Origin of the sequence: Bacillus sp. S4 (assembly GCF_040838205.1) — a bacterium.
Classification (GTDB): Bacteria; Bacillota; Bacilli; order Bacillales; family Bacillaceae_G; genus Bacillus_A; species Bacillus_A cereus_U.
In genome coordinates this window covers 1-14,720 of record NZ_JBFPJI010000068.1, presented here as the reverse complement: position 1 = coordinate 14,720, position 14,720 = coordinate 1, and the positions used below count along the sequence as shown (strand labels likewise).

Below are 14,720 nucleotides of genomic sequence, written 5' to 3'. Positions count from 1 at the left end.
CTTTAATATAATCTTTTTCGTTTAATGCCATTAGTATTTTAATTTGCTCAGTTGTTGTTTTTAGTTTGTTACGATACATGAAGTAAATAATGCCTAATGTAACGATAGCGATGATAAGTACAATTGGAGCTAAGTTAAGTAAAAAGGCATTAAAGTCTAAATGCTTATTAGCCGATCCAATCATAATGTTAGGCGGATCACCGATTAGTGTTGCTGTTCCGCCTATATTTGAAAATAGTACTTCTGAAATTAAATAAGGAACAGGATTTATTTTTAAAATACGTGTAATGGATAGTGTAACAGGTACGATTAATAATACGGTTGTTACGTTGTCCAAAAATGCAGAACCGACAGCGGTTAATAGGGATAGTAATAATAAAATGCGGATTGGTTTTCCGCCAGCTGCTTTTGCTGCTTTAATAGCTACAAATTCAAATACGCCCGATTGACTCGTAATATGTACGAGAATCATCATCCCAATTAAAAGGGTGATCGTTTCCCATTGAATATGTGATGTGAAAGCAGTATGTAAATCTACAATTCCAAAAATAATCATAATAGCAGCACCGAATAATGCGATTACAGCACGATTCAATTTCTCAGAAATAATAAAACCGTACGTGACTAAAAATACGGCAATTGCAAAATAATATTGCCAATTTGCTACTTCATGTGCTGAATGTTCCAAGCATGTCACCTTCTTTAAAGTATGTATTCAATTGTAAAAATGCATCCCTCTGCGTAATTTATATTGTAGCAAATTCAAAAAAGAAAGAAAACTATTTAACAAAGTGAAGGAAAAAATGTGATTTTTACATATCATATAAAAAATATAAAAAACACAGTGCAAATTATTAGGAAAAGTGAGCGTTGTCCTCTAATATAGAGATAGCAATTTACATTATTTTTGCGTAAAATGGTTTAAAGAGGTGAATTCCGATGGAAATAGTAAAAGATAGTTCTCTTATTCAAAATGAAATTGAACGTTTTGTAAATAAAGATGTATATATTCATTTAGAAACAACAAACGGAGCGTATGCGTCACACTTTAATGAAAAGTTGATGACAGTTGGAGCATTCATTCGAAATGCAATTATCCGTTTTGAACGCGGGAAAATAACTGGAACCAACCCATACCGAGTTGGTTTGAAAATGGATCATGGCTGGGTATATGCAGAAGGCATTACGCACTGGGAAGTAGACGATAAAGAGCGTTTATTACTAGCAGGTCATGATAATCAAGGCCGCTTAGCGGTAGCGCTTGAGTTAAGCTTAACACCATTTAAGTAAGAAGGAGGGAAACTTATGGAGAGACATGTACTTGTTGTATTTCCGCATCCAGATGATGAAGCATTTGCTGCGGGAGGAACAATTCGCTTATTAACAGATCAAGGAGTACCTGTAACGTATGCATGCGGTACTCTTGGACAAATGGGACGTAACATGGGGAAAAATGTATTCGCTAACCGTGAAACGATTCCAAATATCCGTGAAAAAGAATTAAAAGATGCATGTGAAGCGATGGGGATTCAAGATTTAAGAATGCTCGGTTTCCATGATAAAACGTTAGAATTTGAAGATGTTGATTTTGTTGCAGATAAAATCGAAGCGATAATTCAAGAAGTAAATCCATCTCGAATTATTACATTTTATCCAGAACACGGCGTACATCCAGATCATGATGCATTTGGCCGTGCTGTAGTTCGCGCTGTATCACGTATGCCAAAAGAAGAGCGTCCAGTCATTCATGCAGTTGCGATTACGAGAAATCGCGAAGCAGTACTCGGTGAGCCGGATGTTGTAAATAATATTAGTGAAGTATTTGAACATAAATTAGCTGCACTAGGCGCGCATCGTTCACAAACAGAAGCAATGCTTGAAGAAACACATGCAAAAATAAAAAACAAAGATGCAGCAACATTAAAATGGCTGCAACTTGAACAATTTTGGACTTATAAATGGGAGTAGGCTAGAAGGATATCTTCTAGTATCTCTTACATATAAAAAGCGCCGTCACTTGTGATGGCGCTTTTTTGTGCTATTGTTTCGTACTAGCCAAATACATGAGCATGTGGAATTTTTCGTCTCTTACATGATAATCGAAATAAGGTCCTGGATCTGTACAGTAACCGATATTTTCACTTTGCGTGATTTGAAATTCGTGGCCTGATAAATTTTCTTCTAAGTATTTTGGATGTAAAATATGTTCGTGAGAATTTGGATATAAGGCTGAAATGTTTTTCAAGGATTTGGCCGAACTATCATAATATGAGTATCCGCCGACAATTGTTGAACTGTTATGTAAATAATTTTTTAGAACGTGAATTGGGAACTGCGGATTGAGCAGTGAAAAATCAGTTACTGAAAAACTATCCACAAAAACATCGATGCTAAGCGGTTTTAATGGCAGATTTAAATCGGAATTCAAAATATAAAGGACGCGTGGCTTCGGATTCATACGCTCAATTCTGTTTCTAACCTTCTTGAGCATCGCAAGTGAATAGCCACTGAATACATAGGACGCGCTTGTTTCAAGAACATCGATATATTTGGGTAGTGATACGAAAGCGTCAACGTTTGTTTCCACAATTAATTTGTTTTTCAAATCTATATTTTGTAGAACTTTTTGAAACTGAAAATTAATTTTTTCAAATAAGTTAATCATTTTGGGATTGATCTCTTTAATCGTTTCTTTATCGTAAAAATAAGATGGATAAGGAGACGTCTCGTACAAATTCGCGGTAATGATAATACCTTCCTCGATAGCAGCCTCGTATCCACAGCTACAAGTTAAACGCCCCGTGTGAATGTAAACTTTTTTAATCGTTACATCTTCCATTTCAAGTGGAATACGGCACTTCGGACAATAGAGCAAATTTACAAAATCAAGCGGGATTCCTGTAATATTCTCTTCTTTGGATGAAGGCGAGCTAGTTTGAGCTGCTTTTTCAATCAATTGGATAGCTTTTGATATGTCTTCTTTTTTCTTGGTTAGCTCGTCCTTTTTATCAATGAGCAAGTTGTTGTAGTAGTCGATATCCTCATGGTCTGAGAAATTTGTGACACGCCGATATGATAAAATTCGTTGGATTTCTATCAATGAAAAATGAAATTTTTTCAGCTCACTAATAAAAGTCATGTCGTCGAAACACAATTGGTTCATTTGATACTGGGTGTTTTTTTTGTCTGGTATTAATAATCCTAGTTCAATGTAATAACGAACGGTATCAGTCGTAACATGAAAAAGCTTCGCAAATGTACCAATTTTCATAGATGTCCCCCCAATGAAAAAAGTGGAGTTACTCCATTTTTTTCGCAAAATGACTTCAAAAAACTCTCAAATGGCTATTGACGTGGAGGAAACTCCAAGTCATATTATTAATTCAATAAATGTGAATATTTTGAATATTTTTGACTGTATTGTAACATACATGTCACGAAAGGAGAAGGATTAGCTATGGATAAGATGGATCATATGGATACTCTCTCACTATGGACAGCGACTGCAAACAGCTATGACAAAGGAAAACCTCTTGAAGGAAATGAAGAGGCGGATGTTGTCATTATTGGCGCAGGTTTCACAGGTCTTTCTTCTGCATATCATTTGCAAAAGTTAGGGAAGAGTGTCATTGTCCTTGAGCAGGAAACAATCGGATATGGCGCAAGCGGTCGCAACGGCGGGATGGTATTGCCGGGATATAAGTCAACGATGCAGGAGCTTGCCAAGAAGTATGGTGCCGAAGAGGCGAGACAGCTTAACGATCTTTCGCTGCTTAGTGTTGAATTAGTTAAAAACATTATCGACGAGCATCAAATCAACTGTAACTTTAGAAAGACAGGTCACATTGTGGCGGCTTACAAAGCCAAGCATTTTGAAGGGTTGAAACATGAAAGTGAATACTTAAACAAAAATTTCGGATACGAATCAAGCGTGCTTAATCGAAGTCAGTTGCATCAAGAGATTGATTCCCCGCATTATCATGGCTGTTTAGTCGACAATTCGAGTTACTCATTCCAACCACTGAACTATGCAATTGGTTTGGGAGAAGCAGCTAAATCGATCGGCGCAAAAATCTTTGAGCATTCGAAAGCACTATCTATTGAGTACGGCCGAAATAGTGTGAAAGTTGTAACAGAAAAAGGTGCTGTTACTGCGAAAGACATTATTGTGGCTACAGATGGTTACTCTGGAAAAATCATGACTGAACTGAATAAAGGCGTACTGCCAATTTCGGCACGTATTATTGCTACTGAACAGCTTCCAGAATCACTGGTGAATGCCGTCATTCCTAAAGATCGCATGGTTTTTGATACAAGCAGTTTCCTTTACTATTTCAGGCGCACACCAGATAATCGGATCATATTTGGCGGTGGCGATATTCGTCCAAACTTAGGTGATGCTGTTTATCAAAATGTTTACGATGCCATGGTTAAAATGATGCCAAAACTAGAAGGAAGCAAGATTGATTACAGGTGGGGTGGATTTATCGGGGTTACAATTGATACGTTCCCGGTTATCGGTAGATCCAAAGAAGGCGCATATTTCGCAACGGGTTATACGGGCCATGGCGCGTCTCTCTCGACATTGTTTGGTAAGTTATTGGCACAATGGATTGTTACGGGGAGTGCAGGTGGATACCGATTTGAAAAGGAACGCCTCAAATCATTCCCATTCTATAATCAGAAAGCGATGTTGGTCAATATAGCACATATTGGTTTCAAACTGGTAGATATTATCGCGTAAAGGAGAGGTCTTTATGGAAATTAACATGTTCATTGACGGGAAATGGGTAGAAGCATTATCGGGTGCTAGACGAAACATTATCAATCCTGCAACGGGAGAGGTTATCGCAACGTCTGCTCATGGATCAGCAGATGATGCGAAGATAGCAATTAAGGCGGCTCGTAAAGCGTTTGACAGCGGAATCTGGTCGGATTTATCGGCTGATGAAAGAGCTGACTATCTATATAAGATTGCAGACCGTCTTGAAGAGAAGACAGCTGAAATTGCCCGTTTGGAAACTGCAAATAACGGTAAGGTTATCCGTGCAACAACCCATGTAGATATTCCGGTATCGATTCAATGTTTCCGCTATTATGCTGACTTGATCAGGGGTATGAAAGAGGAATCCTACACTCGTGCTGATTCTTCGGAAACAATTATTATTCATGAACCGATTGGTGTTTGTGGACTTATTGTACCTTGGAACTTTCCGCTTATGTTAGCTGTTTGGCAAATTGCTCCTGCACTTGCCGCAGGGAATACAATTGTAATTAAGCCTGCTGACGTCACTCCTGTAAGCGTATTCAAATTATTTGAAATTATCGAAGAGGTTGGACTTCCGGACGGAGTGGCAAACTTGGTATTGGGACCTGGCTCAAAGGTTGGGAATGAGCTTGCAGAGAGCCATGATGTTGACAAAGTTGCCTTTACCGGTGGAACAAAAACAGGTCAAAGTATTATGCGCGCAGCTGCGGGCAATATGAAAAAAATCACACTTGAACTAGGTGGTAAATCTCCACTTATTGTGTTCGACGATGTGGATTTTGAAACCGCAGTCGATAATGCGATGTTTGGTATTTTCCACAATGCTGGGCAAGTTTGTTCAGCTGCATCCCGTTTGCTTGTACAAGAGACCATTTACGATAAGTTTGTTGCAAGATTGGCCGAGCGTGCGAGCAAAATTGTAGTTGGCAACGGAGAAAGCGAGAACATCGAAATGGGAGCCCTCACAAACGAGTCTCATATGAATGAAGTTTTACATTATATTCAGAGAGGGATCGAAGAAGGTGCAAAGTTAGTTTGTGGTGGTAAGCGCTTAACAGAAAATGGGCTTGATCGAGGATTTTTCATTGCACCAACAATCTTTGCTGATGTAAATGCGAATATGTGTATTGTTAAGGAAGAGATTTTTGGTCCAGTCCTTGTTGTACAGAAATTTAAAGATGAGGAAGATGCCATCCGAAAAGCGAATGATTCCATTTATGGATTAGCCGGTGCTGTATTTACTGAAGATATGGACCGAGCAAAACGAGTTATTAGTAAACTGCGTGCGGGAATTACTTGGATTAATAGTTATCATCTCGCTTATGTTGAAGGCCCTTGGGGCGGATATAAGCAAAGTGGAATCGGCAGAGCGTTAGGTACTGTTGGGCTAGAGCATTTTATGGAAACGAAGCAAATCAATATCCACCAGCATGCCAATCCTGTAGGTTGGTATGCGAATTAATTGAGCAAAACGTGCTATATAAATTATTTATAAGGGGATATGCTCATGAAAATAGTGGACAACGGTCCGTCATCAAAAATAGAGCAACCAGAAGTAATGAACAAGCCGGTGGATGATTCAGTGCTAGGAACCAAAAGTATTCCGTTACTATATTTACGGTTTGCTTTGGCGGGAATTATGGCTAACGTAATTTTAGGAGTTGTATCGGTTGTTGATGGCTATTTCGTCAGTGGCTTTCAGGAGCTGGAAGTCGAAGGGATCGGAATTGGATTTACGGTCATGGTTATTACCCGTATGATTGGTGTTCTTTTAGGTGTAGGAGCCGGAGCGGTCATTTCACTTCGACTTGGAAAAGGCAAGCTAGAGGAAGCTAGAGGTATTATGGGACAAACTTTATGGTTTACTCTTTTCCTTTCCACTTTGTTAGCCATACTTGGATTGATCTTTGAAAATGATATTATGATTTTATTCGGAGCAAGTGATGAAGCGCTTCCATACGCAGTGCAATATAGCCGACTGCTATGGATTTCGTTGCCATTAACGATATTGGCCGTTGTATTAAGTATTTTAGCTAATATCGATGAAAAGCCTATATTATCAATGAACAGTTGGTTAGTCGCAGCGGTGGTTGCTGGGACTGCAGAATGGATTATGGTAGTGAAGTATGACATGGGGATGATGGGTTCTTCATGGGCTAATACGATTTCGCAATCGATTCCTGTTCTCCTAATCTTTTATTTCTGGTTTGGTAAAACAAAACTTAAGCCGAAAATGAAAGATATGATGATTAATCTCAAGAAGATTGGTGAAGTAGTTTGGACGGGCTTTGCATCTTTCTCGAGTCAGTTCATGATGTTTATTGCAATTATTTTCACCAACAACTTACTGCAAAGCTACGGTGGTGGTTTGCACGTTGCAGCTTTCACGATTCAAAACGGTTACATTACAAATCTCCTCGCCTTAGCAGCGCTCGGTGGGATGACAGGACTTCAACCGATTATTAGTTATAATTACGGTGCGGGCAACCTTGATCGTGTGAAACAAGCAATTAAGATGGGACTCATTTTTACAGTTTCCTTCTTTGTAATTGTGACAGCCATATTAATCATTTTTGCAGATCCAATTGTGGCATTTTTTTCCGGTGGTAATCCTGAATTACAGAAACTGGGCATTTGGACGACAGTTATATTCAATTGTTTGTTTACGCTTAGTGCAGTCAGCTTGCTTATCTCTGGTTATTTCGAATCACAAGAGAGAAACTGGTCCGCAACGTTTATTAGTGTAAGCAAAATATTGTTGTTCATGTTACCGTTTCTATTTATTTTCCCGAAATTCTGGGGTGTAGAAGGTGTATGGTACGCTGCTCCTGCTGCAGAAATTCCAGGTGTTCTCATTGCCATATACTTTATGAAAAAAGAGTTTAAACGTTTAAAAAATACAAATGTTAAGGCAGTAGATTTATAGACTTATTCCTTCAAAATTACCAATACGAAAGAGAGAGGATTGTCATGTTTTTTGTGAAAAAACTTACAGCAGAAGAAGCAGAGCAACTAGGTGCCAACGCATGGGAACCATGGGTAGGCGAACCGAATAAAGGAACGTGGCATGTAGAAGAGCAGGAAGTTTTCTATGTGACAGATGGTGAAGTGTTTATTACTGTTGATGGGGAAAAGTATCATATTACAAAGGACTGGGTCGTTTCCTTAGCTAAGGATCTTGTTTGTGAATGGGATTGCCCAGTATTTCTGAAAAAGAATTATAAGATGAACCATGAGATTAATCTAAAATAATGTGAACTGGGGAGTGGACAAATGCTAAGCAGATGACTGCTCCTGTGTATTCAATGGATAAGATTAAGATTAGTAATGTTGAAGAAATGTATGCAAATAAGTTTACATACCGTCAAATGAATGCGCTTTCTTTTGTGAGTGTAATAAATACATAGGACGGTTATTTTAAAATAGGAGGCTTCACCATGGTAGTAATGAAAAATGTACAAACGTTGAAAAATTATATTGGCGGACAATGGATAGAATCTACAAGTAAACATGTTGAAGATGTACCAAATCCAGCAACAGGAGAGATTATTGCTCGTGTGCCTCTTTCGACTAAAGAAGATGTAGATAGAGCTGTAGCAACTGCTAAAGAAGCATTCAAAACATGGAGAAAGATCGCTGTTCCTCGGCGTGCTCGGATTCTATTTCGCTATCAACAGCTATTGATTGAAAACTGGGAAGAGTTAGCTAAACTCGTAACCTTGGAAAACGGAAAAAGTTATCAAGAAGCATACGGTGAAGTACAGCGGGGGATTGAATGTGTTGAATTTGCCGCAGGCGCACCCACTTTAATGATGGGAGAACAACTTCCCGATATTGCTACTGGTGTTGAATCAGGGATGTATCGTTACCCGATCGGAGTAATCGCAGGAATAACGCCATTTAACTTTCCAATGATGGTGCCATGCTGGATGTTTCCACTCGCAATTGCATGCGGAAATACGTTTGTATTAAAACCATCTGAAAGAACACCGCTATTGGTTAATCGCATAGCTGAACTGTTTAAAGAAGCAGGTCTTCCAGATGGAGTACTAAATATTGTGCATGGTGCACATGACGTCGTTAACGGCATTCTTGACAATGAGGATGTGAAGGCTGTATCTTTCGTTGGTTCCCAACCTGTGGCTGAGTATATATATAAAACAGCAGCAGCTAACGGCAAACGTGTACAAGCTCTTGCAGGGGCAAAAAATCATTCGATCGTCTTAAAAGATGCGGACCTTAGTTCTACAGTGAAAGAAATTATAAATGCTGCTTTCGGTTCAGCTGGTGAACGATGCATGGCTGCGGCTGTTGTTGTCGTGGAAGAAGACGTTGCAGATGAGCTCGTTAATAGACTGCTTCAAGAGGCTAATGCAATTACGATTGGTAATGGCCTGGAAGAAGGTGTTTTCCTTGGTCCTGTTATTCGTGAAGGACATAAAGAGCGGACACTCGGATACATTCAATCCGGTGTAGAGCAGGGAGCGACACTTATTCGTGACGGACGTGAAGATGATGCAGCAAACGGTAACGGTTATTTTGTTGGCCCAACAATTTTTGACAATGTGACACAGGAAATGAAAATTTGGCAAGATGAAATCTTCGCACCGGTTCTTTCTGTTGTACGTGTAAAAGACTTGGCGGAAGCGATTCATGTTGCTAATGCATCACCGTTCGCAAATGGTGCATGCCTATACACCGATAGTGCGAAAGCTATTCGTGAATTCCGTGAAGAAATTGATGCAGGTATGCTTGGGGTTAATCTTGGAGTTCCCGCTCCAATGGCATTCTTCCCATTCTCAGGTTATAAGAAATCCTTCTATGGTGATCTTCATGCAAATGGAAAAGACGGCGTAGAATTCTATACTCGCAAGAAAATGCTTACGGCTCGTTATTGAAAGAATGATATGAAATCATAAAAAAATAGAATGGAGTTGGTGATTGTGCAAGCGACAGAGCAAACACAAAGTTTGAAAAAAACAGATGAAAAGTACCTTTGGCACGCAATGAGAGGAGCAGCCCCTAGTCCAACGAATTTAATTATCACAAAAGCAGAAGGGGCATGGGTGACGGATATTGATGGAAACCGTTATTTAGACGGTATGTCCGGTCTTTGGTGCGTGAATGTTGGGTATGGCCGAAAAGAGCTTGCAAGAGCGGCTTTTGAACAGCTTGAAGAAATGCCGTATTTCCCTCTGACACAAAGTCATGTTCCTGCTATTAAATTAGCAGAAAAATTGAATGAATGGCTTGGTGACGAATACGTCATTTTCTTTTCTAACAGTGGATCGGAAGCAAATGAAACAGCGTTTAAAATTGCTCGTCAATATCATCAACAAAAAGGTGATCATGGACGCTATAAGTTTATTTCACGCTATCGTGCTTACCACGGTAACACAATGGGGGCTCTTGCAGCAACAGGTCAAGCACAGCGAAAGTATAAATATGAACCACTCGGGCAAGGATTCTTGCATGTAGCACCGCCTGATACGTATCGCAATCCAGATGATGTTCATACACTGGCAAGTGCTGATGAAATCGATCGTGTCATGACATGGGAGTTAAGCCAAACAGTAGCCGGTGTGATTATGGAGCCAATTATTACCGGGGGCGGAATTTTAATGCCTCCTGATGGATATATGGAAAAAGTAAAAGAAATTTGCGAGAAGCACGGTGCGTTGCTCATTTGTGATGAAGTTATATGTGGATTTGGACGGACAGGGAAGCCATTTGGATTTATGAATTATGGCGTCAAACCAGATATCATTACAATGGCAAAAGGTATTACAAGTGCGTATCTTCCTTTGTCAGCAACAGCAGTTAGACGAGAGGTTTATGAGGCATTCGTAGGTAGTGAAGATTATGATCGCTTCCGCCATGTAAATACGTTCGGAGGAAATCCTGCTGCTTGTGCTTTAGCTTTGAAGAATTTAGAAATTATGGAGAATGAGAAACTCATTGAACGTTCCAAAGAATTGGGTGAACGACTGTTATATGAACTTGAGGATGTAAAAGAGCATCCAAATGTAGGAGATATTCGCGGAAAAGGCCTTCTTTTAGGTATTGAACTAGTGGAAGATAAGCAAACAAAAGAACCAGCTTCTATTGAAAAGATGAACAAAGTCATCAATGCTTGTAAAGAAAAAGGTCTAATTATTGGTAAAAATGGTGACACGGTTGCAGGTTACAATAATATTTTGCAGCTTGCGCCTCCATTAAGCATCACAGAGGAAGACTTTACTTTTATCGTTAAAACAATGAAAGAATGTTTAACTCAACTTTAATTAATTATTGATAAATCTTGTTAAAAAGCGGAAGAGCTTATTGAAAGATATAACTTTAAATACTGAATGAATTACTCGAAAAGAGTAATTCCGAAAGGGTTGAGTTTATGAAAGCTGATGTTGTATTGATAAATGGAGAAGTTATTACAGTAGACCGAAAGAATACAGTAGTCGAAGCTGTAGCAATAAAAGATAATCGTATCGTAGTTGTTGGCTCAAATCAGGAGGTTAAGAGTTTTATAGGAGAAAAAACGGATGTAATTGACCTGCAAGGAAAAACGCTTCTTCCTGGATTCATTGATTCCCATATTCACCTCATTTCTCATGGATTAAATCAATTGGCTGTCAGTTGCAAAGCTGAACATATTGATTCTATCGAGGCTTTGTTAGATGATTTGAAAAAGAAGGCTTCAGAAACGCCAAAAGGTGAATGGATACGTGCTTGGGGCTTTAATGAAACCGCTATGAAGGAAAAGCGTTATCCAACAATTACTGAGCTGGATGAAATTTCAGTTGAACACCCTATTATTGTAACCCGTACTTGCCACCACATAAGTGTGGTGAACAGCAAAGCATTAGAAATTGCGCAAATTAACGAGAACACACCGAACACGAGTGGGGGGGTTATTGAAAAGAATCAGGCAGGAAGGCTTACAGGAAAGTTAATTGAAGCAGCAAATATGAGGATGAGCGAGGTTGCAAGTTATACAGAAAGTGAAATGATGAAGGCTGTGAAAATTGCATCAGATCATTTCGTTGCAGCGGGCATAACAAGTATACATGACGCAGGTGGAGATGGACCTGAGAGTTATCGTTTACTACAACAAGCTGTGAAGAGCAAGGATATTCGTGTCCGAATATATGCAATGATATGTCAAATAAATAACTCCCATGAATTTGTTAATAAAATGGTCGAAGCTGGTGTGGTAACTGGTACCGGAGATGAGAGATTCAAAGTCGGACCAGCTAAATTATTTACAGATGGAAGTAGCACCGGGCCTACAATTGCAACCCGTAAGTCTTACTCGAGTGACCCTACCAATTATGGCATTCTTTATTATAGTGAGGAAGAAATTTACCGGGTTTTAGGTGAAGCGCATAAAAAAGGTTATCAAATCACTGTACATGCACAAGGTGATAAAGCTATTGAAATGTATTTAAATTGTGTAGAAAGGGCGCTAGAGGAATCACCAAGAAAAAATCACCGTCATCGAATCGAGCACGCGGGAATTTCTTCACCAGATTTACAAGAGAGAATGAAAAAACTCGAGATGATTCCTATTCCAAATCCTCCATTTCCATATGAATTCGGAGAGATATATGTAGAGCACTATGGTGATCGTGTGAATCACATGTACGCTGCTCGTGATTTTATTGATCGTGGCATCATTGCAGCAGGTGGATCGGATGCACCAGTTACTGACTATAATCCTTTATTAGGAATTCATGTTGCTGTCAATAGAAAAACCAAGTCTGGAATAGAGGTTGGTGCTAATCAATCTATAAGCGTAATGGAAGCTATTAAACTATACACATGGAATGGTGCTTATGCGAGTTTTGAAGAAGAGATAAAAGGAAGCATAGAGACCGGAAAGTTGGCGGATTTAGTTATATTAAATGACAGCATTTTAAGTGTCAATCCAAACCAAATTAAAGATTTAAAAGTAGAAACAACAATTATTGATGGTGAAATTATCTATCAAAAAGAACAATCAGTGAAAATTTAGCAATAAAAAAACGCCCCTTCAATTGTGAGACTGATTTTAACAATTGAAGGGGCGTTTCAGTTGTTTAGTTGCGCTTTTTAAATCGTATTAATTTTCCGAGAGAATTGAAAGGACATTCGTGTACTAACAAATATTCAGATCATGAACACTAGAAAACAAATACAACCTATCATATAATTGAAAGACTATATTGTAAAATCAATGTTAATATTACCCTCCTATAAGTATTAACATGCGTAATTGAGGTGTTTTCTTTGTTGTTTTATGATCGAATTTCTATAATGGCCCCTCCTGTTCCATAGCTAAGGAAAGTCTTTTTATTTCTGAGATTTTCAAAGTTATAGGAGGGTATGAAAAATGAAAAAAGTCTCAGTACCATCACTTTGGTTAATGATTATTCTTGTGGCATTTCCACAAATTAGTGAAACAATTTACACACCGTCTTTACCGGATATTTCAAAGGCGTTGCACGTAAGTAATAATGAGGTACAGTTAACGCTTAGTGTTTATTTTGCTGGATTTGCTTTAGGTGTATTTTTTCTTGGATGGTTATCAGATATAATTGGTCGTCGTCGGGCGATGTTACTTGGAATTGTAGTATATGGTGTAGGGAGTTTCTTATGCTTTATTGCAAGTTCCATTGAATTTTTATTACTAAGTCGTTTTATTCAAGCGTTTGGGGCAAGTGCGGGATCAGTTGTTACACAAACGATTCTTCGTGAAAGTGTAGATGGGCATAAGCGTCACGTCATGTTTGCTCAAATTTCGGCAGTCATTGCTTTTACACCAGCGATAGGCCCGCTAATCGGGGGCTTTCTTGATCAAATGTTTGGATTTAAAATAGTATTTTTGAGTTTAGTTGTTATGAGTGTTGGGATCTTTCTATATACATTTGTTTCTCTTCCAGAAACAAAAACGGACACAGTAACGGATAAAATAAATGTTTTCTTAGTAGCGAAAAGATTAATTACAAATCCGAAAGTAGTAACATATGGGTTATTAATTGGGGGAGCAAATGGTGTTTTATTTAGCTATTATGCAGAAGCGCCGTTTATCTTTATTGAATACTTTCAGTTATCACCTAGTATGTACGGATTTCTAGGAATTGTAGTTGCGTCTGCTTCTATTATTGGAGCGAAAGTTTCAAAACGGTTACTGCCTATGTATAAACCGGAGAAAATCATATATATAGGTTGTATTGTAATGACGGGGGGAGCTATCGTGTTATCTGTTATTACGTCCATCCGATCAAATCCGAATATACTATATATGATTGGATTTTTAGTAGCGATGTTTATATTACTATTAGGAATTGGGATAGCGTTACCTAACTGTCTCAGTCTAGCATTAGTAGATTTTCAAAATGTCATTGGTACAGCAGGCGCATTATTTAGCTTAGGGTACTATATAATAGTCACGCTGACAATTTGGGGAATGAGCCAGCTGCATACAGGTTCCTTAGTAGTCATGCCCCTATATTTTTTAGTTATTGTAGTAATTATGGTGGTTTTCACTCGAGTATTTATTTTGAATGATAGAGCTGAAAATTCTGTTTAAATATATAAAAAAGAGAGTCTCATTGAAAAATGAGACTCTCTTTTTTAGTACTACAGTCTTACAAATTTTATTTATTAAACAAGAGATTTTTTAGCAACTGTTTTTTATCATCTACAATAAATTGTGAATATAGTTGCCATGTGGGGGGATATAAGATTTTATATAAAACCTGGTATTGGCCTGTGTTTGTTCTACGTTTGGTTTATATTTGGTTTATGTTTGGTTTATGTTTGGTTTATGTTTGGTTTATGTTTGGTTTATGTTTGGTTTATATTTGGTTTATGTTTGGTTTTCGTTTGGTTTATGTCTGGTTTCATTAATTACAAAATCAGTTACAAAAGTTACAAAAGCTATTTTTGTTATCAAAATAGACTTATATTACGG

At 38.3% G+C, this 14,720-nt stretch carries 12 protein-coding genes; 10 read left to right on the top strand and 2 right to left on the bottom strand.

Annotation, left to right across the window (positions count from 1 at the left end):
• The coding region (locus AB3X48_RS09915) for an SLC13 family permease (RefSeq protein ID WP_367959392.1) at nt 1-688 on the bottom strand (688 nt) is incomplete at its 3' end.
• Nucleotides 689-939: 251 nt separating this feature from the next.
• Between AB3X48_RS09915 and AB3X48_RS09910 the strand changes: the two genes are divergently transcribed.
• Nucleotides 940-1,290, top strand: coding sequence for a YojF family protein (locus AB3X48_RS09910; protein WP_000407037.1), 351 nt, complete (start codon nt 940-942; stop codon nt 1,288-1,290).
• Between the two features lie 15 nt (nt 1,291-1,305).
• Complete coding sequence (bshB2, locus tag AB3X48_RS09905; RefSeq protein ID WP_000439466.1) at nt 1,306-1,968, top strand: bacillithiol biosynthesis deacetylase BshB2; 663 nt, start codon at nt 1,306-1,308, stop codon at nt 1,966-1,968.
• A gap of 70 nt (nt 1,969-2,038) precedes the next feature.
• Here bshB2 and AB3X48_RS09900 read toward each other — a convergent pair whose 3' ends face one another.
• Complete coding sequence (locus AB3X48_RS09900) at nt 2,039-3,271, bottom strand: MerR family transcriptional regulator (RefSeq protein ID WP_016105573.1); 1,233 nt, start codon at nt 3,269-3,271, stop codon at nt 2,039-2,041.
• Between the two features lie 186 nt (nt 3,272-3,457).
• On the opposite strand from AB3X48_RS09900, the gene AB3X48_RS09895 reads away from it, so the two are divergent.
• The 8 genes from AB3X48_RS09895 (at nt 3,458) to AB3X48_RS09860 (ending at nt 14,336) form a co-directional block, all read left to right on the top strand.
• Nucleotides 3,458-4,744, top strand: coding sequence for an NAD(P)/FAD-dependent oxidoreductase (locus tag AB3X48_RS09895; protein WP_016105572.1), 1,287 nt, complete (start codon nt 3,458-3,460; stop codon nt 4,742-4,744).
• Between the two features lie 13 nt (nt 4,745-4,757).
• On the top strand, nt 4,758-6,230 hold the full coding sequence (locus AB3X48_RS09890; protein WP_016105571.1) for an aldehyde dehydrogenase family protein: 1,473 nt from the start codon (nt 4,758-4,760) through the stop codon (nt 6,228-6,230).
• A gap of 45 nt (nt 6,231-6,275) precedes the next feature.
• The gene (locus AB3X48_RS09885; protein ID WP_016105570.1) at nt 6,276-7,694 is read left to right on the top strand and encodes an MATE family efflux transporter; all 1,419 of its coding nucleotides are present in this window, start codon (nt 6,276-6,278) and stop codon (nt 7,692-7,694) included.
• 44 nt (nt 7,695-7,738) lie between these two features.
• On the top strand, nt 7,739-8,020 hold the full coding sequence (locus tag AB3X48_RS09880; protein WP_016105569.1) for a cupin domain-containing protein: 282 nt from the start codon (nt 7,739-7,741) through the stop codon (nt 8,018-8,020).
• Nucleotides 8,021-8,205: 185 nt separating this feature from the next.
• Nucleotides 8,206-9,666 (top strand): CoA-acylating methylmalonate-semialdehyde dehydrogenase, encoded by a 1,461-nt coding sequence (locus AB3X48_RS09875; protein ID WP_367959388.1) that lies wholly within the window; start codon nt 8,206-8,208, stop codon nt 9,664-9,666.
• Between the two features lie 30 nt (nt 9,667-9,696).
• The gene (locus AB3X48_RS09870; RefSeq protein ID WP_165762444.1) at nt 9,697-11,052 is read left to right on the top strand and encodes an aspartate aminotransferase family protein; all 1,356 of its coding nucleotides are present in this window, start codon (nt 9,697-9,699) and stop codon (nt 11,050-11,052) included.
• Nucleotides 11,053-11,159: 107 nt separating this feature from the next.
• On the top strand, nt 11,160-12,779 hold the full coding sequence (locus tag AB3X48_RS09865; protein ID WP_016105566.1) for an amidohydrolase: 1,620 nt from the start codon (nt 11,160-11,162) through the stop codon (nt 12,777-12,779).
• A gap of 357 nt (nt 12,780-13,136) precedes the next feature.
• Nucleotides 13,137-14,336, top strand: a complete 1,200-nt coding sequence (locus AB3X48_RS09860) for a multidrug effflux MFS transporter (RefSeq protein WP_016105565.1) — start codon at nt 13,137-13,139, stop codon at nt 14,334-14,336.
• The last annotated feature ends 384 nt before the right edge of the window (nt 14,337-14,720 follow it).

Excerpts from the sequence above, each read along its gene's own strand:
- AB3X48_RS09910 (WP_000407037.1), top strand. The coding sequence starts at position 940 with ATGGAAATAGTAAAAGATAGTTCTCTTATTCAAAATGAAATTGAACGT.
- bshB2 (WP_000439466.1), top strand. The coding sequence starts at position 1,306 with ATGGAGAGACATGTACTTGTTGTATTTCCGCATCCAGATGATGAAGCA.
- AB3X48_RS09900 (WP_016105573.1), bottom strand. The coding sequence starts at position 3,271 with ATGAAAATTGGTACATTTGCGAAGCTTTTTCATGTTACGACTGATACC.
- AB3X48_RS09895 (WP_016105572.1), top strand. The coding sequence starts at position 3,458 with ATGGATAAGATGGATCATATGGATACTCTCTCACTATGGACAGCGACT.
- AB3X48_RS09890 (WP_016105571.1), top strand. The coding sequence starts at position 4,758 with ATGGAAATTAACATGTTCATTGACGGGAAATGGGTAGAAGCATTATCG.
- AB3X48_RS09885 (WP_016105570.1), top strand. The coding sequence starts at position 6,276 with ATGAAAATAGTGGACAACGGTCCGTCATCAAAAATAGAGCAACCAGAA.
- AB3X48_RS09880 (WP_016105569.1), top strand. The coding sequence starts at position 7,739 with ATGTTTTTTGTGAAAAAACTTACAGCAGAAGAAGCAGAGCAACTAGGT.
- AB3X48_RS09875 (WP_367959388.1), top strand. The coding sequence starts at position 8,206 with ATGGTAGTAATGAAAAATGTACAAACGTTGAAAAATTATATTGGCGGA.
- AB3X48_RS09870 (WP_165762444.1), top strand. The coding sequence starts at position 9,697 with ATGGAGTTGGTGATTGTGCAAGCGACAGAGCAAACACAAAGTTTGAAA.
- AB3X48_RS09865 (WP_016105566.1), top strand. The coding sequence starts at position 11,160 with ATGAAAGCTGATGTTGTATTGATAAATGGAGAAGTTATTACAGTAGAC.
- AB3X48_RS09860 (WP_016105565.1), top strand. The coding sequence starts at position 13,137 with ATGAAAAAAGTCTCAGTACCATCACTTTGGTTAATGATTATTCTTGTG.